15 protein-coding genes and 1 pseudogene are annotated in these 19,169 nt (G+C 71.4%); 4 read left to right on the top strand and 12 right to left on the bottom strand.

The genetic code is table 11. The features are described 5' to 3' along the window. Positions 1-15: 15 nt before the first annotated feature. Together ACFOYX_RS13115 and ACFOYX_RS13110 are read left to right on the top strand one after the other, a co-directional pair. Positions 16-1,164, top strand: coding sequence for an ABC transporter ATP-binding protein (locus ACFOYX_RS13115; protein WP_322440928.1), 1,149 nt, complete (start codon positions 16-18; stop codon positions 1,162-1,164). Between the two features lie 10 nt (positions 1,165-1,174). Continuing rightward, the gene (locus tag ACFOYX_RS13110; RefSeq protein ID WP_322440929.1) at positions 1,175-2,467 is read left to right on the top strand and encodes an MFS transporter; all 1,293 of its coding nucleotides are present in this window, start codon (positions 1,175-1,177) and stop codon (positions 2,465-2,467) included. An 82-nt stretch (positions 2,468-2,549) separates the two neighbouring features. Here the strand turns inward: ACFOYX_RS13110 and ACFOYX_RS13105 are convergent, their stop codons facing one another. The 12 genes and pseudogenes from ACFOYX_RS13105 to ACFOYX_RS13050 all read right to left on the bottom strand — a co-directional run bounded on the left by ACFOYX_RS13105 (position 2,550) and on the right by ACFOYX_RS13050 (position 15,827). Continuing rightward, the gene (locus tag ACFOYX_RS13105; protein WP_322440930.1) at positions 2,550-4,313 is read right to left on the bottom strand and encodes a thiamine pyrophosphate-binding protein; all 1,764 of its coding nucleotides are present in this window, start codon (positions 4,311-4,313) and stop codon (positions 2,550-2,552) included. Between the two features lie 10 nt (positions 4,314-4,323). Further along, positions 4,324-4,977 (bottom strand): isochorismatase family protein, encoded by a 654-nt coding sequence (locus ACFOYX_RS13100; protein WP_322440931.1) that lies wholly within the window; start codon positions 4,975-4,977, stop codon positions 4,324-4,326. Beyond that, positions 4,974-6,431, bottom strand: coding sequence for an aldehyde dehydrogenase family protein (locus ACFOYX_RS13095; protein WP_322440932.1), 1,458 nt, complete (start codon positions 6,429-6,431; stop codon positions 4,974-4,976). Before ACFOYX_RS13095 ends, ACFOYX_RS13100 begins: the two co-directional genes overlap by 4 nt. Continuing rightward, positions 6,428-8,233, bottom strand: a complete 1,806-nt coding sequence (locus ACFOYX_RS13090) for a thiamine pyrophosphate-binding protein (RefSeq protein WP_322440933.1) — start codon at positions 8,231-8,233, stop codon at positions 6,428-6,430. Before ACFOYX_RS13090 ends, ACFOYX_RS13095 begins: the two co-directional genes overlap by 4 nt. Next, positions 8,230-9,126: an AAA family ATPase gene (locus tag ACFOYX_RS13085; RefSeq protein ID WP_322440934.1), complete on the bottom strand. Its 897-nt coding sequence runs from the start codon at positions 9,124-9,126 to the stop codon at positions 8,230-8,232. Before ACFOYX_RS13085 ends, ACFOYX_RS13090 begins: the two co-directional genes overlap by 4 nt. Positions 9,127-9,140: 14 nt before the next feature. Then, positions 9,141-10,208: a cupin domain-containing protein gene (locus ACFOYX_RS13080; protein ID WP_322440935.1), complete on the bottom strand. Its 1,068-nt coding sequence runs from the start codon at positions 10,206-10,208 to the stop codon at positions 9,141-9,143. A gap of 80 nt (positions 10,209-10,288) precedes the next feature. After that, complete coding sequence (locus ACFOYX_RS13075) at positions 10,289-10,798, bottom strand: isoprenylcysteine carboxylmethyltransferase family protein (RefSeq protein WP_322440936.1); 510 nt, start codon at positions 10,796-10,798, stop codon at positions 10,289-10,291. Further along, entirely contained in the window at positions 10,795-11,946 is a 1,152-nt protein-coding gene (locus ACFOYX_RS13070) for an MFS transporter (protein ID WP_322440937.1), read from the bottom strand. The genes ACFOYX_RS13075 and ACFOYX_RS13070 overlap by 4 nt, the downstream gene beginning before the upstream one ends. Before the next feature lie 27 nt (positions 11,947-11,973). Further along, positions 11,974-12,984, bottom strand: a complete 1,011-nt coding sequence (locus tag ACFOYX_RS13065; protein ID WP_322440938.1) for a cupin domain-containing protein — start codon at positions 12,982-12,984, stop codon at positions 11,974-11,976. A gap of 281 nt (positions 12,985-13,265) precedes the next feature. Next, positions 13,266-13,385 (bottom strand): annotated as a pseudogene (gene fecE / locus ACFOYX_RS13060) (Fe(3+) dicitrate ABC transporter ATP-binding protein FecE); the annotation flags it as partial. 299 nt (positions 13,386-13,684) lie between these two features. Beyond that, the gene (locus tag ACFOYX_RS13055; RefSeq protein ID WP_322440939.1) at positions 13,685-13,816 is read right to left on the bottom strand and encodes a hypothetical protein; all 132 of its coding nucleotides are present in this window, start codon (positions 13,814-13,816) and stop codon (positions 13,685-13,687) included. Between the two features lie 127 nt (positions 13,817-13,943). Continuing rightward, positions 13,944-15,827: a hypothetical protein gene (locus ACFOYX_RS13050; RefSeq protein ID WP_322440940.1), complete on the bottom strand. Its 1,884-nt coding sequence runs from the start codon at positions 15,825-15,827 to the stop codon at positions 13,944-13,946. A gap of 157 nt (positions 15,828-15,984) precedes the next feature. On the opposite strand from ACFOYX_RS13050, the gene ACFOYX_RS13045 reads away from it, so the two are divergent. Together ACFOYX_RS13045 and ACFOYX_RS13040 are read left to right on the top strand one after the other, a co-directional pair. Then, positions 15,985-18,531, top strand: coding sequence for a LysM peptidoglycan-binding domain-containing protein (locus tag ACFOYX_RS13045; RefSeq protein ID WP_322440941.1), 2,547 nt, complete (start codon positions 15,985-15,987; stop codon positions 18,529-18,531). A gap of 445 nt (positions 18,532-18,976) precedes the next feature. Further along, the coding region (locus ACFOYX_RS13040) for a transposase (RefSeq protein ID WP_377533999.1) at positions 18,977-19,169 on the top strand (193 nt) is incomplete at its 3' end.

Genomic DNA, 19,169 nt, shown 5'->3' with positions numbered 1-19,169 from the left:
CGTCAGGAGGGCAAAGTGCTCTGTGTCAAGAACCTGGTGAAAACCTTCGACGGAGAACGGCGGCGACGGTCGCGAGCCGCGGGTCGTTCCGAACCGGCCCGTGTCTTCGCCGTCAACGACATCAGCTTCGACGTCCCGAACGGCTCGCTGTTCACCCTGCTCGGGCCGTCGGGCTGCGGGAAGACGACCACCCTGCGCTCCATCGCCGGCCTCGAGCGACCCGACGCCGGAACGATCGAGGTCGGCGGACGTGTCCTCTTCGCCGGCGGGTCGGGCGCGAAGACGGTGAACGTCCCCGCCAACCAGCGGGGGTTGGGCATGGTCTTCCAGTCCTACGCCATCTGGCCGCACATGTCGGTCTTCGACAACGTCGCCTTCCCTCTGCAGGTGAAGAAGCGCGCCAGCCGGCTCGGCAAGAAAGGGATCGCCGAGCGGGTGATGCGGGTGCTGCAGACAATGGAACTGGCCGACCTCGCCGACCGGCAGGCGACCAAGCTCTCCGGTGGGCAGCAGCAGCGGCTCGCCCTCGCCCGCGCCTTAGTCATCGAGCCCCCGCTGCTGTTGCTGGACGAGCCGCTGTCCAACCTCGACGCCAAGCTGCGGGAGTCACTGCGGTACGAGCTCAAGCGGCTGCAGCGTGAGCTCGGGATCACCTCGGTGTACGTCACGCACGACCAGGTGGAGGCGTTGGTCCTCAGTACCTCGATCGCGGTGATGAGGGGCGGCAACGTGATGCAGCTCGGGCGCCCCCGCGAGATCTACGAGAACCCCAACTGCCGGTTTGTCGCCGAGTTCATCGGCACCTCGAACTTCATCGCCGGCACCGTGTCGGCGCGGGAGAACGACCGCTACGTCGTCGACACGGCCGACGGACGCCTCCTGCTCGACTCGGCCGCGTCGATCCCGGTCGGTACGGAGGTGGTCGTCTCGATCCGGCCGGAGGCGGTGGAGGTCGGCGCCACGTCCCGAGCGGGTGAGGTGCCGAACGAGTGGACGGGCACGGTGCTGACCCGTGCGTTCCTCGGCGAGGCCGTCGACCATGTGGTCGCCGTCGGCAAGCACGAGATCCGTGCGCGCGGCAACCCGGCGGTGTCGATCGAACCGGGGACCGAGGTCTACCTCCGGATGGATCCCAGCAAGCTGACGCTGGTGCCGGTTGGCTGAGGTATCCCCGATGAGCCTGCCCCAGGTGCTGCGCAACCGCGACTTCAACCTCTACTGGACCGGTGTCGTCCTCTCGCAGATCGGCACCCGCGGCACGGTAGCGGCCAACCTCTACCAGGTCTACCAGCTAACCGACTCGATCGCTTACACCGGCCTGGTCGGTGCCGCGCAGGCGGTCGCGCTGCTGGTGCTGAGCCCGCTCGGTGGGGCGCTGGCCGACCGGGTGGACCGCCGCCGCCTGCTGCAGGCGGCACAGGCCGTGGCGATGCTCGTCGCCGTGGTCCTCGCCTGGCTGACGCTCACCGACCGGGCGCAGGCCTGGCACGTGGTCCTCTCCGTGGTGCTGACCACCGCGGCGGCGACGTTCGACCAGCCGGCCCGGCAGGCGCTGATCCCGGCCCTGGTGCCCAAGAACCAGATCGCCCAGGCGATCGCCCTGCTCAACCCCTCGCGGGAACTCGCGATCCTGGTCGGGCCGCTGCTGGCCGGCCTGCTGATCGCGGTGAGCGGACCCGGCCTGATGTACGTCGTCGACGCGGCCTCGTACGGCCTGCTCGTGGCAGTCCTCGCGATGCTGCGGATCCCGGTCCTGCAGCCGTCCGCGGAGCGCCGCACCGTGCTGGGCTCCATCGTCGAAGGGGCGCGGTACATCACGCACCGGCCGCTCATCTACAACCTCATGGCGCTGGACCTCTCGGCGACCGTGTTCAGCGCCTACCGGGTGCTGCTGCCGGCGATCGCCGTGGACGTCCTGCACGTCGGGGCGACCGGGTACGGCGTACTGTCGGCGGCGCCGTCCGCCGGCGCGCTGCTGGCCACGTACTTCGTGTTCCGCACCGTCGAGCGCAGCCGCCGCCAGGGCCGGGTGCTCCTGGTGTCCACCGCGCTGTACGGCGGGGCGGCGCTGCTGCTGGCGCACTCGCCGGTGTTCGGCCTGGCCGTCCTCGCCGCCGGGCTGCTCGGTGCGTTCGACGCGATGGCGACCACCATCCGCCACGCCGCGGTCCAGATCGACACCCCGGACGAACTCCGGGGCCGGGTCACCGCCTTCTACCAGATGTCCTCCCGGGGCGGACCGGCGATCGGGGATGTCGTCGTCGGAGCCTTCGCCGGCCTGGTCGGTCCGGTGGTGGCCCTCACCGTCGGCGCGTTCGGCCCCCTCATCGTCGCGGGCTCGTTCTCGCTTCGGGACAACGTGGTGCGGTCCTACACCGGGATGGTGCCGGAGGACGCGGAGGTCGACGGCGCGCCCGAGCCGACGACCGAGCTGCCGGCTCGGCAGCCCACGCCCGGTAGCAGCTGACCCGCGGCCGAGACGGCGGGCGTTCCGAAACTTCCGCCGGCTGTCGGGCGCCGGAACCGACCTGGTCCGGCGCCCGACCGCGTCAGTTGGGCTGGCACACCACGTCGACCAGGGCCGGCCGGCCGGTGCCCAGCACGTGGTCGGCCGCCTTGCGTACGGCGTCCCGGACCCGGGCCGGGTCGGTCACCGGACCGTCGGCCCACCAGCCGAACCCGCGCGCGACTGCGGCGAAGTCCGGGGCCGGGGTGTCGATCGCCATCCCGATGCTCGCCCGCTCCATCGGGGTGCCGCGCTGCCGCGCCAGCCGCTCCTGGTGTTCCCAGTCGTTGTAGTAGGCACGGTTGTTGAACATGACCACGAGCAGCGGGAGCTCGTAACGGCTCGCCACCCAGAGCGCTCCCACGTCGAACATCAGATCACCGTCCGGTTGCAGGTCCACCACGAGCCGACCCGTGCCCTTGTGGGCGAGAGCGACGCCCAGCGAGATGCCGATCTGGGTCGCGGTGCCCAGCTGGCGGCCGGGGTGGCGGTACGGGCGATCGAAGTCCCAGGTACGCAGCGCCCACTCGGCCGCCGTACCCGCGGTGAGCACCCAGTCGTGGTCCCGGACGACCGTCCACACGTCGGCGGCGAGCCGGGACGTGGACACGGGGGAGCGATCCGCCACCTCGTCGGCCCGGCGTTGCCACCGGTCCCAGCTGGAGCGGTGCATCGCGGACAGCCGTTCGCGCCAGCCCACCCGCTCGGCCCGGCGCTCCGGCGACTCGGCGGCCAGGATGCGCCGGCATTCCGCCAGCAGCAGGGGCAGCGCCACCGCGGTATCCGCGGTCACCTGCAGATCGGTCGGCACGAGTTCGGCGTAGTCCTCGCTCCACGAGGAGATGCCCACGTCGTTGAAGCCGAGGTCGAGCACCGTGCAGCCGGCGGCGAGGCGGGAGGTGATCCGGCGGGTCGTCGACTCGAGGCGCTGGGTGGTCTTGCCCATGTCCTTCACGTCGACGAAGAGGACACAGTCCGCTCCCTCGATCGCCTCCGAACCGGTCACGTTGAGTTCGTGGCGATTCGGGAAGTTCAACCGCCAGTGCGTCTCGACCGCGCCGATCCCGACCTCCTCGGCGAGGTCGACGAGAACGTCGAAGGAGCCGGGATGGCGCCCCGGGTAGCCGAGCACCATGACCGGCCGGCGTGCCGCGCAGAGCCGCTCGGCGAGCGAGCGTAGGGCGTCGGGGTCCGGAGCGAGCGGCGAGGGCACCGCGGCCAGTCGGGGCAGGTCGTCCAGGGGCACGGGATCGGCGATCCGGTCCTCCTGCAGGCCGGCGTCGAGCGCCACGTAGACCGGGCCGCGCGGTTCCTCCCTGGCGATCCGGTGGGCGCGCGCGAGGACGGTGGGTACGGACGCCAGCGAGCGGGGCTCGTGGTCCCACTTGGTGTAGGCGCGTACCGCCTCGCCCTGCACGTTGGCCGAGTGGATCCAGTCGATGTTCGGCCGCCGCCGGGAGTGGTCGGCGGGGCCGGAGCCGCCGAGGACGAAGACCGGCGTCCGGTCGATGTAGGCGTAGTAGACGCCCATGGTGCCGTGCAGGAGACCCACGAGGTCGTGCAGGATCACCGCCATCGGCTCGCCGGTCGCCTTCGCGTAGCCGTGCGCCACGCCCACGGCGATCTTCTCGTGCGGGCACTCGATCATCGTGATCTCGTCGCCGCCGTAGTTGACCAGCGAGTCGTGCAGCCCGCGGAACGACGAGCCGGGGTTGAGGGCGACATATCTCAGTCCGAGGCGGCGTAGGACGTCGACCATGACGTCGGAACCCCAGACCGGCTCGTCGTACGGGGCGAAGTTGGTCAAATGCGCCTCCTCAGTTCGTGGCGGATCGCGCACGGTCCATCGCCGTGAGGACCTGGTCGACGGTTCGCACCCGGCACACCCGCGGGAACACGTGTTCGACGAAGAAGTCGCGTTGCGGCTGGCGGCCGGTGAGTCCGTCCCTGACCACCACGACCTGGTAGTCCATGTCGCGGGCGGCGTACACGGTCGACGCGATCCCGACGTGGGTCGAGCCCCCGACGAGGAGGACCGTGTCAACACCGCGGGCGCGCAGGGACGGCTCGAGATGAGTTCCGTGGAACGCGGACCACCGGTGTTTCGGGATGTCGTAGTCCTCCGGACGCTGTCCGAGTTCGGCCAGGGTGCGGTACATCGGCGAGCCGGAGCCGTGCGGCGGGCGCACCGGCCTCGGGTTGTCCGCCCCGAACGGACGGTGCTGGTTGTCGACGTCGGCGAGCGTTCGGGCGAAGTCGGCCCCGTCGGCCCGGTGGTCGGCTCGGGCCCACGCGACCATCGCGCCGCGTGACCGGCACCGGTCCACGAGACGGCGCACGGGACCGATGACACCCGCCTCCTGGGCCGCCGCCCGGTAGTGCTCGAGCAGGTCGAAGACGACCACGGCGGTGCGGGTCGGATCCAGCAGCTCCTCGTCCTGCCGCCCAGGCACCACCTGGCCGTGGCTCACCACAGCGTCACCGTCACGGTCTTCTCGCGGGTGTAGGACAGCAGCTCCTCCAGCGAGTTCTCCTTACCCAGCCCGCTGCTCTTCCAGGCGCCGAACGGGGTGCCCGTGGGACGCCGACCCGTGCCGTTGACATAGACGTATCCCGCCTCGAGGACGGCGGCGGTGCGGTGCGCGGCCGTCACGTCCCGCGTCCACACGTTTGCCGTCAGCCCGAGCGGCGTGGCGTTGGCGCGGCGGACCACCTCGTCCACGTCCCGCCAGGTGAGCACAGACATGACCGGGCCGAAGATCTCCTCGCGGACCGCGGTCATCCCGTCGTCGAGGTTGGTCAGCACCGTGGGTTCGACGAAGAAGCCACGCGCCAGTCCGTCGGGACGGCCCCCGCCGTACGCGACCGTCGCCCCCTCCCGCCGCGCCGTCTCGAGACAGCCGCGGACCCGCTCGTAGTGCGCCCGGAACGCCAGCGGCCCGACCTCGGTGAGCGGGTCCATCGGGTCGCCGATGCGCAGCGCGGACAGGCGCGCGACGAGGGCCTCCACGAACCGGTCCGCGATGTCGGCGTGGACGAACAGCCGAGAGGTCGACCCGCAGGACTGGCCGGTGCAGCGGGCGATGTTCTTGCCGGCGATCGCCGCGTGCGCGGCCCTTGCCACGTCCACGTCGGGGAAGACGATGATCGGGTTCTTCCCGCCGAGTTCGAGGCTGACGTGCTTCACGGCCTCGGCGGCGCCGCGAAGCACGGCGCGTCCGGAGGGGACGGAACCGGTGAAGGCCACCCGGTGCACCTCGGGGTGGGCGACGAGTGCGGCACCGGCCGTCGTACCCCGGCCGGTGACGACGTTGAGCACGCCGGGCGGGAGCACGTCCGCGGCGATGCGCGCGAACTCGAGGGCGGAAAGCGAGGTCTGCTCACCGGGCTTGAGGACGACGGTGTTGCCGGCGGCCAGCGGCGCCGCCACCTTGCCAGCGGCGAACTTGAACGGATGGTTGAACGGCACGATCCGCGCGACGACCCCGTACGGCTCACGCACCGTGTACGAGAGGGTGTCGCGGGTGGGCGGGGCGGTGCTCCCGTTCGTCTGCGGCGTGATACCGGCGTAATAGAGGATCTCGGCGACCGCACCCGCGACGTCGCTGCGCATTCCGGCGAGCGGAAGGCCGCCGTCACGTACGTCGAGGCGCGCCAACTGCTCTGCCTCGCGCTCGATGCGGGACGCGAGTTCCCGCAGCAGCGCCGCGCGTCGGGCCCAGCCCAGGTCCCGCCAGTCGTCGGCGGCGGTCCGGGCGGCGGCGACGGCGGCGTCGACGTCCTCGGCGCCGCCGTCGGGAACCGTCGCGATGGTTTCCTCGCTGGTCGGGTCGACCGCCTCGATGCGACCGCAGGCCGCCGCGTCGACCCACGCTCCGCCGATGTGCATCAGCCGGTGCGGTACGGGGGCGCTCCGCCCGCTCATCGGGGGGCCACCCGGGCGTGGACGACTGCCGTCGCCCCCTCCTGCGCGGCGAGGAGCGCGCGGCGCAGGGCCGGCCCCAGGTCGTCCGGATCCTCTACCGGGGCGGTGGCCCAGCACCCGTAGGACCGGGCGAGCCCGGCGATGTCCACCGCCGGATCGGCGATGCGCATGCCGATCCAACTGTTCTCCACCGGACGGCCGCGCTGGCGCGCCACCTCGGCTTGATGCGGCTCGTCGTTGTAGAACGAGCTGTTGTCGTTGACGACGAGCAGCGCCGGCACCCGGTAGTGGGCGGCGGTCCACAGGGCGCCGGAGGCCATGAGCAGGTCTCCGTCCCCAATGATTCCGACGCCGAGTTGGCCGCGGTCCCGGGCGGCGAGGGCGCCGCCGACGAAGGCCCCCGGCCCGTAGCCGACCCCGCCGCCACCGGAGTGCCCGAGGTACGACCCGGCTCCGGGTAGCTGCCACAACCCCTCGGGCCAGGTCCTGGTGTTGCGAAGGCAGAGCAGGTGGTCCACGTCGCGTACCGCCTGCCACGTCTCGCCGACCAGCCGGGCCGGCGAGATCGGCCGGTCGGCCCAGCGCGCCGCGACCTGCTCACGCTGCCGCTGGCGCAGTCGGGCCGCGCGGGCGGTGACCTCCGCCCGCCGGGCCGCCGCCGCGGCCGGGTCCACCCGCTCGGCGAGGGCCGCGTGCAGCAGCCGCAGCCCGAGCAGCGGGTCGCTCAGCAGTTGCACGTCCCGGGGCACCGGGGTCGCGAAGGCGTTGCTCCAGGACCGCAGTCCCAGGTCGCCGTGCGACAGGTCGACGATGACCGGGCCGTCATCGGGAAGCTCTAGCCCCGCGCCTCGCGCCCCCCGTCCCGCGGGACGCAGCAGGGCCGCCAGGTCGACGACGTCGACGGCGAGGACGACGTCCGCCTCGTCCAGGACATTGCGGTCCCCGGTGCAGTTCTGCGGGTGGCCGGTGGGCAGCGTCGACCAGTTCCGGTCGTCGTGGTAGGCCGCGCCGAGCAGCTCGACCAGCGCGGCGAGGGGAGCGGTGGCCGCCGGCTCGAGGGCGATCCGTCCGGCCACCACGACCGGGCGCCGGGCCTGCTCGAGTACGGCCGCCGCCCGGTCCAGGGCTTCCGGGTCCGGCGCGAAGGCGGGGGCGGGGGCGTGCCGCCCGGGGTCCGGGACCGGCATCGGCCGGTCGAGCCGTTCCTCCTGGACGCCGGCGTCCAGGGAGACGTACGCCGGTCCCCGCGGCGCCGACAGCGCCCGCTGCCGGGCGCGGAGGGCGTCGCCCGCGAACGCGGCCGTGGTCATGGGTTCGGCGTCCCAGACCACGAAGTCCCGGACCAGCTGGGCCTGGGTCGTCGCCGAGTGGATCCAGTCCACCGGCCGACGCCGCGCGGGATCGGCCGGCCCGCTTCCGCCGAGCAGCAGCAGGGGAGTCCGGTCGCACCACGCGTTGTAGACCGCCATGGATCCGTGCATGAGGCCGACCAGGTCGTGCACGGCGGCGACCCCGAGCTGCCCGGTCGCCTTGGACCAGCCGTGCGCGAGCGAAACGGCGATCTCCTCGTGCAGGCAGAGCAGGAGTTGCGGGGTGACGTTGCCGCCGTGGTTCACCACGGAGTCGTGCAGTCCCCGGAACGACGAGCCCGGATTCATCGGCAGGTACGGCACCTCGAGTGCGCGCAGCACGTCGACGACCAGGTCGCTGCCCCACGCCGCGGGCCCCCGCCCCTCGGGCAGCCCGGTCGGGCGCTCCTCCCGGCCCCCCTCGCCAAGGCCCGGTTCCACGATCGCGGTCATCGGCCCGCCACCGTGCCCGCCGCCGCCTCGACGGCGGCGAACAGGTCCTTCGCCGTCAGCCGTGCGGGGTCCGCGGCGAGCTCGGGTCGCTGGGCCACCGACGCGAGGACCACCTTGCGGGCGCGCCGGCCATCGAAGCCCACGCACCGGCCGGCGAGTTTGCCGTGCAGGGCTGCGTCCTCGGCCAGGTGCCGCAACGGGGGCCAGAGCGCGGCGAGCTCAGCCAGCGACGAGCTGATGATCCGGGCGAGCACGTCCTCGTCCGGCAGGTCGAGTTCGAGCACAAGGTCGGCGCGCGACAGGAAGGCCTCATCGACGGCGGCGATGAAGTTCGTCGTGGCCAGCAGCAGGACGTGCGGGCACGCCGCCCGCAGCGCGTCGAGGCCGGCGAGCACCGCGTCGGTGGCCCTGTGCACGTCCACCGGATTGGTCTCGAAGGATGCGGTGCTCCGGCGTACGGCGAGCGCCTCCACCTCGTCGACCAGCACAATGGTGTGGGGGCGACGCGCGGCGAGTTCGGGCAGCGTCTCGGTGAACAGTCGACGCACCGCCCGCTGGCTCTCGCCGAGCATCTCGCTGGGGAAGGCGTGGGGGTCCACCTCGGCGAGGGTGGTCGCGCCCCGCCGGGCGACCGCCATCGCCGCGGCCTGGGCCAGCCCCTGACACAGGGTGGACTTGCCGGTGCCCGGCGGGCCGGCGAGCATGATCAGGCCGTGCGGCGGGCCGGAGAGCGACTGGAGCGCCCGGCCGTGCCGCAGTACCAGTACGGCCGTGCCGAGCAGTTGTTCCTTCGTACCGGGCGGCACGATGATCGAGTCCCAGGGCCCGTCGTGGTGGTCGGCCGGTAAAGCGTGGATACCGGTGATCCCCGCCGGCAGGCGTACGTCGGCCATTCCCGCCTCCGGATTCAGGGCCAGGTGGGGCGTTCCAGCGCCGGCCACTGGATGGTGGTCGGATCGCCGGCCTGCCGGTCCCGGATGTGGCTGGGCGGCTCCTCGAAGAGCACGAGTGGGTCGCAGAGCGCCCGCATCGTCTCCAGCAGGCTGTCGAACATGTGGATCCGGATGACCTTCGCCGTCTTTTCCGGGTCGTCATTGAAGTGCTGGTGCCAGAGGAAGTGGTCGACGATGATCAGGTCCCCCTTCTTCCAACGGTGGTTCGTGCCGCCCTCGGGCTCCGTGCCCAGGTAGGTGTGCCCCGACCCGTCCAGGACGTACAACCACGCCTCACCCGGGTGCCGGTGCATCGACTGCCCACGGCCGGGGCCGATCTCGAACATCGCCATCGTGATGCCGGATGCCTGATAACCGATCGCGCGGTCGAGCAGGAAGGTCGTCCGGGTCCCGCGGGGAGTGTTGACCATCTCCAGGTCGTCCCAGCTGGTGTGCAGTCGGCCGGTCCGCCGGGACTGCTGTTCGCGGCCGAGCCGGCGGACCCTGCGCGCGTACGGGTCGTCCCCTGGCATTTGGGGGGTGTACGCAGGGCGTCCCGGCAGTTCGGTGAAGGGAGTGTGGCCGGCGTCCTCCAGGATGGACATACCCATCGTGTCGAGCATCGGCTCACTCGAGAAGGTCAGGTAGCGGGCCGTCGCCGCGCCGTCGTTGCCGGACCGGTGCCAGGACCAGGCGGGGATGTGCAGGGAGTCGCCCGGGCCCCACTCCATGCGTTCGCCGTCGATCTCGGTCCAGCCCCAGCCTCCGACCACCAGGACCATCGCGTCCCAGGAGTGACGGTGGACCGTGGTGGTCGTCCCCGGGTCGAACTCGTGGACCAGGGCGTCCATCGTGCGAGTGGGCCGGTCCCCGTCGACGCCGACATAGACACCGACCCGGCTGCCCCGCTCGGTGGGATGCATGATCACGTCGTCGTGGGCGACCACGTCCCGGTGGTTCTGCCGCCAATGTTCCAGGAACTTGGCGCGCCGGGCCTTTTGGACGTGGTAGTGACTGACGCCTGTCGTCGTCCGGGTGGTCACGAGCGTACCTCCAATGGACTAACCATTGGCTGTACTCTGTCAGTTCGGCGTGGCTTGCACAAGAGCGTTTGGGTGGCGGCCTAACGCTCCTCGCCGTCACGCCAGCCCGGGCGCGGCCCACCGGGAAGCGGCCGCACTGCCGCGGGTCGCCGGGCGATCCACCGTGGCGTCCGCGCGCAGTAGTCCTCGTACGCTCCACCGAACCGCTCGCGCAGCCGCTGCTCGTCCCGCCGGACCCGGTCGGCGAACCACCTCAGGTGCCAGCCGACCAGCCCGGCGGCGAGCGGCGACCGGGACGAGAGTGCCAGTCCGGTCAGGAAGAGCAGGTGCCCGCCGTACATCGGGTTGCGCGTCCAGCGGTACGGGCCCTCCTCGACGAGCCGCTCAGGCATGCCCTGCGACATCCCGGGTGGCCCGCCCGCCCTCGACAGCCGGTACGCGCCGGCGAGCCGGTAGGCGGCGTAGCCCGCGGCCATGAGGGGCAGGCCAGTGCCCCGTACCCGCCGACGGCTCAGCGCCTGTTCGACGCCGACCATCAGCGGCCAGATCAGAAAGGTGCGGGTGGACGTGGACGACAGGGACATCCTCATGAAGGGCCTCCACAGTGGGACGAGGCGGGGGACCGGACGCGTGGGACCGCCGCGCTGACGGTGATGAGCGCACCCGCCAACCCCATCGCGGCGGTGAGCGGAACGATCGCGACCGCGCTAGCCACCGCGAGCGGGGCTGCGAACAACGCCGCCGCCCGGAAGGTTCCGGCCGTCGCGATCGCGTCGCCGCGCTCCTCGGGATGCACCGATTCGGTGGCGATGGCGGGGCCGATGGTCTGCAGCACGCCCGCGCCGAGCCCGGACACCGCCAGCAGCGCGCCGGCCGCCCACCGGGCGTCGGCTGCCAGCGCCACCAGACCGGTGGTGGCCCCCGTGGCGAGGGTGCCGAGCACGAAGGAGCGCATCACCCAGCGATTGCCCACCCGGGCAGCGATCGCGGAGCCGACGACCGAGGCGCCGTTGGCGATCGACACGAGAACGCCGATGGTGGAGGCGGGCTGCCGGACGGCGTCCAGTGCCACCGGCACGTAACTGGAGAGCAGGCCGCGCCACGCGCCCGCGCTCACGCCGGCCCAGCAGCCGACGTCCACCCCCGGGCGACGCCAGATCCGCCCGGGGGGACTCTCCGCTGGCGGACGGAAGGGCGGTAGTCGGTCGATCGCCAGCGCCGGCAGCAGGGCAGCGGCAGCGATCGCCGAGCCGACCCCGAGCGCCGCTCGCGGCGAATGCTCCACCAGCAACCCGGCGAGGACGGGCCCCGCGAGCAGTCCGATACTGGAGACGAAGCTGATCGTCGCGAGCGCTCCGACGGCGGGTGCGTCGTTCCGCACGACATGCGTCTGACTACCGGTCCAGAAACAGGCGCGGGCGAAGCCCTGCAGCACTTCGGCCAGGATGAACGGAACCAGGGCGGCGGACGCGACGACCAGGCCGTTCGAGAGGCAGAGGGCGGCCCCGGCGGCGACGACGAGGACCCAGTCACCGACCAGCCGCATGGCCGCGCCGAGGACCAGCCGGGTCGCCATCTGGGCGATCGCCGAGAAGGCGGTGAGCACACCGACCTCGCCCGGCGAGTAGCCGGAGCGCAGCGCCAGCAGCGGTAGCGCGACCGACGCGATGCCGAGCGAGCAGGAGAAGACGGCGGCGCCCCCCGCGGACGCGATGGTGTCGCGCGAGAGGCGCCGCACGGCCGCTGCCGACCACACGAGGTGTGGTCAGACCGAGGCGCTGGTCAGCTGCTCGGCGTCCGGGGTCCGTTCCGAGGCCGGCTCGAAGTAGTGGACCGTGTCGTACCCGAGGTGCTTGAAGACGCGGTTCTGCGCGTTGAACAGCCGCAGCGAGCTGCCGTCCGCCGCGAAGAGCTGGCACACGTGGTTCTGCGGGACGTACAGGGTGTCGCCCTGCTTGATCTCGTACCGCTTGGGTTCCAACGCGATCCGGGCGTAGTACTTCTCGGCGATCTCCGCCTCGACCTCCCACTGCAACGCGTAGCCCTCGCCGTCGAGCACGTAGTACACCTCGTCGGCCATCTTCCAGTACTTGCCGCTGTGGCCGCCGGCGGGAATGTCGAGCTCGAAGGCGTCCACGCTGAAGATGCGTGCGTCGGTGCGCTGCGGCGAGGACATGACCCGGACCCGCCCCAGCGGGGTGTCCTCCCACGTCGTGTCCGCCGGGGAGATCACCTTCTTGCGCTCCAGGACACCGGGGGTCCAGATTCGCGACCAGTCCTCGCGCGGGCCGAAACGTTCCTCGTTCTCGACCGGCCCGGAGCGCCCCTGCTGGATGAGGCCCATGAACATCCAGGTGCACTTCGCCTTGACGACGAGCGCCACCGCCCGCTCGGAGTACGGGTTGAAGTGGCGGTGCACCGAGTCTGTGTGCACGAAGACCAGATCGTCCTTGCTCCAGTCGTAGCGCTGGTCGTCGTGGATCTCGTACCCGCGACCCTCGAGGATGTAGAAGGCGGCCTCGTTCTGGTGGCCATGCCCGTGGTTCGACGACTCGGGGGGCAGCTCGACGAAGTGCACCTGAATCGTCTGGGTGAGGAAGTCCTCGTCACCTGGGCCGATGCGCCACCAGGTCCGACTCTTCGCGCTGTCGCCGGAGTGCGCGACCTTCGCGTCGTCCACGACGACGCTGTCGTCGCGTACCCGGTCGACCGCCATTTGCCGGCGCCGGAACTCGTTAAGCCCGTAGGTCTGCGACGTCAAACCACGCACGAACACGCGGCCGCTCTTGCCCATTGGTCCTCCGGTTCTCGGTGGTGGTGCCTGCGCCAGCGGGCACCGAACCCGCTCGGATCAGTCACACCGATCCAGCCAGGCGGCTCGTCAGTTGCGCGGCCCGACAGAGTTGGGGCGACGTCCCTAGGCAGCCGAGCGCCGGTTAATGGTATAACCTTTATGAGGCGTCGGCAAGACTGTCCAAGGCCGAGGATCGGTGCCCTGCCCGCGGGGTCCCTACGGATCTCGGCGGCGCGCCGGAGGCCGTGGCACGTCCCGGTTGCTCAGGTCGTGGCCGCTGCGACCCGGCGGCCGGCCCTCGGGACGACCAGCGGGCTGCCGCTCTCCGGGTCGTCGATGACCCGGCAGGGCAGCCCGAACACCTCCTCGTCCGGCTCGGCGGTGGCCGGTGCGTGGGCTTGGGGTACCACTAGTGCGGTGTCCACTAACGTTCACCGGGTTTGCGGTGGGTTGTGGGTCCTCGCCTGTTGGGCGAGCGACTCCCCACCGGTTGGTGGGGCGGCCTCCGCGGGCCAACTGATCCTCGCGCCGCCCGGGGTGGGCGGCGGGGGTCACGTCGGGACCGGCCGGCACCGGGCAGGTGCCGGCTGGCTCGACGGTGCGTGACCACCTCCGGCAGCACAACGGCTGCCGGGGTGGTGGGTGCCGAACCGTGGGCGTGGCAACCTCGGTGCCAGCCTGGTCACATTGCTTGCCGCCGTAGGACGTAGCCGAGACGCTCGTCCGGCGGTGTCGGCGGCTGGCCGAGGTCGGCCAGGAGGTCGGCCAGTTCCTCGATCGACGGCTTGAGGGCCGCGGCGAGGCGCGGTGCCATGGGCTGCGGATCCGTTTCCGCCCGTTCCCACCGGACGACGGTGGAGCGGACGCAACCGCGGCCGACACCACCTTGCGCCATCCCCGACGGCGACGACCTCATCACCGATCCATCGCTGACCGAAGTCTCACCGTGCCGCGTCTCGGTCACTTTCGTCTCGACCGGGCAGCTGTTCCTGGGGCTGGGCGGTAGGACCGTCGAGCAGGCGGCGCAGCTTCGCCGTGGCGGCGGGGAAAGCCAGTCGCGTGGTGTAGGTGGTGAGGCGTATCGCCCACCCCACGACGGCCAGGCAATATCCGATGATCAGCGCCGCGCTGGTGGCACCGGTGAAAACGATGGCGTAACCGAGGCCCAGTGCTGGCAGGGTGATCACTCGGAGGCTGCGGTGATCGGTGGCCGTCAGGGCGGTGGCGGCGCCGAGCATGGCGGCTCCGGCGCTGCCGACGAGGCCGGGCGCGGGAATCAGGTCGGCGGGTGGGGTGAGGGTGACCGCGGCGCGCATGAGGAGCATGCCCACTGCCGCCAGGATGATCGGCAGGATCAGCGGGCGGGCGCGGCCGAGCCAGGCCGGGAGGTTGGCGGCAGGGATACGTGGTGCGACGAGAGCGACGAGGATGGCGTTTGCCCCCACAGGGGCAGCTGTGGTGAGGGCCCATGTCAGGTGAGGGGTGTAGTCGACGCCGAGGGATGTGCCCGCTGCCAGGCCGAGGAAGGCGGCGGTGGTGGTGCCGAGCGCGGCTGCGGCGAGATAGGAGCGGCGGATGAGCGCCGCCGTCGTCGGCTCGTCGGCAGGTGAGGTGGGCGGCCCGGCGAGCCACGTGGTGGGAGCGAGCTGCGCCACGGCCAGGGCGGTCATCACGGCAAGTGCTGCTGCGGTGCCCAACTGCGGCAGGGATGTGCGGGCCCCGATGATCCGGATGCCGATCGTGGTGACGTCGGCGGTGAGGATGGCCTGCAGGAAAAGGGCGAGCGTGCAGGCACCGATGATCAGCGCGGCCGCGAGGTCTCGGATGCGCAGCCGGGTGCGGGGCAGTCGCGCGCTGACTGCCGCCCGCGGTGTCGCGGTGAGCGTCAGGGCTCCGCTGGCGGCGGCATGCGGATGGTTGACGATCACGGGCTGGACTCCGGTGGCCGCAACCAACTGTGCGGGCAGCTCGGGTGCCCCGCCGGTGTCGGCGGCAACGACCATGGCGAGGTGTGCGGCATCGACGTCGGCCGTGTCAAGCAGTTCCGCTACCGCCCCGGGTAGTTGCTCGGTGAGAGGTTGTGCTGCGGCGTGGACGTCGCCGCGGGTGATCACGGCGGGTGGACGTGGGTGGGGGAGGAGCACCGGGGCCCGCTCCTGGGTGGCCAGCAATACGCGGGCCTGGCGGACCGATTCCCTGACCTGCCGGTTGGCGTCGTCCTCGGGCTCGCCCTGCGCTGCGGACCGGGGATGCTGTTCAGCTGGTGAGCTTTGTAGCTGGTGGGCGAGCACGTCGTCGATGTGGGCCGCAGGGATGGTGCGGGTGGCAAGGTCGTGCCACGCGCCGCCACTGCCCTGCAGAACGGTGAGGCGGGGAGGACGAACCTCGGTTTCGCAGACCAGCACACACGCCCCGTCGTGCAGGGACGGTTGGTGTGCGGTGACGTGTGCGACCAGCGCTGCGGGGGCGGTGACCATGGCCGGCGCGGGAAGCCCTGCTCGTTGCGCCGCCTGCGTGAGTTGGCTCCTTCGGCGCGGACCCCACTGGGGTGCTATGACGAAGGTGGTCGAGCTGATAGGCCCGACCTGGGTGCCGGCGACGGCGGCGACGTGGCACAGGAGTTCAGCGGTGTGGTCACTGGGGGCGCCGGCATGTCCGCCGTCGGGCACGACGGTCCCGAATCCGTTGGCGCCGAGCACCCCTGCGGGCGCGATGGTGGGCTTGCCGTCGAACAGAATGGGGACGTAGATGCCGTCGCGCCAGGCGATAGCGGCGACCGCCGACGAGGCAAGGTCAACGCACAGATGCGCGCCCGGAACCGACATGAGGGGCAGTCTGGCTCATCGATGGGGTTTGCAGGAGACCGGAGGCGTCTGGTGATCCTTTGTGTGCGGATGGTGAGAAAAGCTCTGGCCTGCAATGGTGGTTCCGCGTCATTGTCATGTATCGCAGGAGGATCAACATCGGCCAGGAGGAGTACGGATGCCGCAACGGTCGCCGCAAGCGGCCCGCAAGCTCGCCGAGTACAGCCACCTGCCGACGGTTCACCAACCAGCCGACAACCGGCAGGATGCCGCTTCCTTCGGTCGGCTTGCGAGGTCCGTGGTTGGCCTCGTGGTTTTCCTGGCGGGGCCGCCCGCGGCGCTGTGGCTGGCTGGCGGAGGCCCTGCCAAGCGCCTGCCCAGCTGGCACCACACCGTTGACTGGTTCGGCCGATCCGACCGCGCCATCACCGCCGCAGGACTCGTGGACGGGGCCGTACTGACTCTGTGGCTGTTGTGGGCGGCGTTAGCGGTGCTGCTGCTGATCGAACTGCTGGTCCTGCTCGCCCCTCGTCGCCTGTCACTGCCGCGGCTTCCGGCCCCCCTACACCGGCTCGTGTTTGGGCTCGCCGGCTCCGCAGCCATCACCCTCGCCGCCGGTGGCCGGCTCGACGCCAGCCCGCCGAAGCCTTTCGCGGAGGCGGCTGCCATCCCGCAGCAGGCCGCAGCCCAAGGACCGGCGCTCATTCAGGTCGGGTCCGAACGGTATGTCTACGTCGTTGAGCGCAACGACTCCCTGTCGACAATCGCGAAGCGCTGGCTGGGTGACTCCGGCCGGTGGCCGGAGATTTGCCAGCTCAACCGGCACCGCCATTTCGCCGGCGGCGTCCTGCGCGACTGCGACCTCATCTATCCCGGCTGGGAACTCCGACTCCCCGACGATGCCCGGCCGCCCGCTTCGGCGCGGCCCGCACCGCCGAGGCCGCGGGAGCAACCAACCACACCACCACCCACCCAGCCACCGGACCGCACGAGTCCCGGTCCCACCCCGGACGCCTCGACCGGCAGGGCCGACCAACCAGCCGATAGCGCCAGCGAAGACCACAGCGATGATCGCGCAGAGCAAGCAGACGGACTGGACCTGCCGTCCGGCGCATTCCTTCCCTGGACCGTCGCCACCGCCATCAGCGCCGCCGCCGCACTGGTCTGGCTGCATCGACGTCGCCGCTACGTCCCGGGCGATGAACCTCCTGAGCTGCCATCTGCCGTGGTGCACGTCCACCAGCAGGTCAACAAGCGGCTCACCGCCAGTCAAGACCTCGTCGAACGGGCACACGCCGTGCCGCCGCTGCCGGCGGTCGCACCCGGCGGGGTCGGCTTGACCGGACCTGGCGCCCACGCCGCGGCCCGCGCCGCCCTGATCAGCGCCCTCGCCGACGGGGGCCCCGACCACCCGGAGCGGCAGACGACAGTCGTCATCGACCGACCCACCCTCGCCGAGCTGTTCGGCGCGAACAGCGCTCAGGCACTCACCCCCTGGCCGCGACTGAAGCTGACCGATGACGTCGACCAGTCGCTCACCTTCGCCGACGAGCACCTGCTGCGGTGGGCCCGCTTGCACGAGACCAACACCCAGCAACCCTCGGCGCCGCTCCTGCTCATCAGCGCCGCACCCGACGAGCAGCTGGCCGTAAGGGCCCACATCACCCTCGGCATCGGCGCCGACCGGGACATCACCGGGCTACTGCTCGGCCACTGGTCGAGCGGCCGTACCGTCGACGTCGACGACCGCGGAAGAACCTCGCTGGTCACCGGACCGTCGCAAGATATCGAGCCGCGCATGGCGGTGCTCGATGTCGACACCGCACTGGCGGCCCTCACCACGCTGCAGGAGGCCCACACCGGCGTCCCCGCCGCCCCGCCGCCCATCACCGCAGGCGACCAGACGGGCGGAGACTACAGCCGTCCACCTGAAACCCCTGCTTCCACCGGTCGGCAAGGGTCGGCGCAGCTTCGCGTCCTTGGCTCCCCCCGCGTCGAGCACCTCACCGCGCCCGGCAGACCCCTGCGCGCCAAAGCCGCTGAACTTGCCGTCTACCTGGCCTGCCACCCCGACGGTGCCGACACCCGCACCCTCGGCGAATACCTCGTCCCCGACGCGCGCATCCGCCAAGCCGACCAGCGGATCCACACCAACGCCTCGAACCTGCGCCACGTCCTGGGCCGCTCCGGCGGCCACCGGCCCGGTGGCTACGTCTTGAAGCGCGGCGCGAACGACCGCTACCGCCTGGACCCGCAAACCGTTGACGTCGACCTGTGGGAGCTGCGAGACAAGCTCACGCGCGCCCGCACCACCACGCCGCCCGAGCGCACCACCATGCTGCAGCGAGCCTGCGACCTTTACACTGCCCCACTGGCGGACGGATGCGACTACGACTGGGTCGAGCCGTACCGGGAGAAGGCCCGACAGTGGGCGACGGAGGCCCACCTACTCCTGGCCGAGGACCTACTCGCCACCGACCCGCCGGCCGCGTCGGCTGTGCTCGACAAGGCACTCGGCTTGGACCGGTACAACGAAGAGCTCTACCGGGCAGCGATGCGGGTGCGCCATCACCTCGGTCAGTCGGAAGGCGTGACCGCCCTGCTGAACGGCCTCACGACGGGGCTGCGCGACCTCGACGCCGCGCCCAGCCAGGACACCGTTCTGCTCGCTCACCAACTGCTCAACGACAAGCGCAGGTCAGGTCAGGCGACTTCTGCTCGATGACCTCTCGCGACGGCACTCGTCGGTCCGGCGCGGGGGGAATCTCTACAGCCTGCTCATCATCGCTCATGCGAGTCGGGCCAGCTTGGTGCCGCCCAACCCGCCCGAGCAGACCAGGGCCAGGGTGACCAGGTCGTACGTCCGGTAGGGCGCTCCACCTGGTCACCCTGGCCCTGGCCCGCTCCACGGAGCGTGGGTCGGCGGCAGACAGTGAGGATGGTGGGGTGGGTCGCCGGGCTGGTCTGACTCACCGGCAGACCGACGATTGCTGTCCTCATCCCGATTCGTCGGCCAGCCCGGTGGCCCCAGCAGCTGCATGTCACCGGTCAGGCGCCGTGACCTGATAGGAGCCTGTGCGAGAGGCGCCCACCACTGTGTTGTCCGATCGTCTGACCGGTGACGTGTCCACAGATTCTCGACGCAGACGAGAAAGGCGGACCTCACCAGCATGGCAGCCAGAAAGCGATCAGTTATCGGTGGTGTCGACACCCACCGCGACACGCACCACGCCGCCGTCATCGACAGCACCGGCGGGCTCCTGGCCGACGCCGAGTTCCCCGCGACCACCGCCGGCTACACGGATCTGCTGGCCTGGATGCGCTCGTTCGGGCGGGTCACGGCCGTGGGCGTGGAGGGCACCG

Origin of the sequence: Micromonospora sp. GCM10011541 (genome assembly GCF_042650725.1) — a bacterium.
Taxonomy (GTDB): domain Bacteria; phylum Actinomycetota; class Actinomycetes; order Mycobacteriales; family Micromonosporaceae; genus Micromonospora; species Micromonospora sicca.
This window is presented reverse-complemented; position numbering and strand designations above follow the sequence as displayed.

Coding starts and splice junctions, on each gene's coding strand:
- ACFOYX_RS13090 (WP_322440933.1), bottom strand. CDS start 8,233: ATGACCGCGATCGTGGAACCGGGCCTTGGCGAGGGGGGCCGGGAGGAG.
- ACFOYX_RS13085 (WP_322440934.1), bottom strand. CDS start 9,126: ATGGCCGACGTACGCCTGCCGGCGGGGATCACCGGTATCCACGCTTTA.
- ACFOYX_RS13055 (WP_322440939.1), bottom strand. CDS start 13,816: ATGGCACCGCGCCTCGCCGCGGCCCTCAAGCCGTCGATCGAGGAACTG.
- ACFOYX_RS13095 (WP_322440932.1), bottom strand. CDS start 6,431: ATGAGCGGGCGGAGCGCCCCCGTACCGCACCGGCTGATGCACATCGGC.
- ACFOYX_RS13050 (WP_322440940.1), bottom strand. CDS start 15,827: ATGTCGGTTCCGGGCGCGCATCTGTGCGTTGACCTTGCCTCGTCGGCG.
- ACFOYX_RS13075 (WP_322440936.1), bottom strand. CDS start 10,798: ATGAGGATGTCCCTGTCGTCCACGTCCACCCGCACCTTTCTGATCTGG.
- ACFOYX_RS13110 (WP_322440929.1), top strand. CDS start 1,175: ATGAGCCTGCCCCAGGTGCTGCGCAACCGCGACTTCAACCTCTACTGG.
- ACFOYX_RS13045 (WP_322440941.1), top strand. CDS start 15,985: ATGCCGCAACGGTCGCCGCAAGCGGCCCGCAAGCTCGCCGAGTACAGC.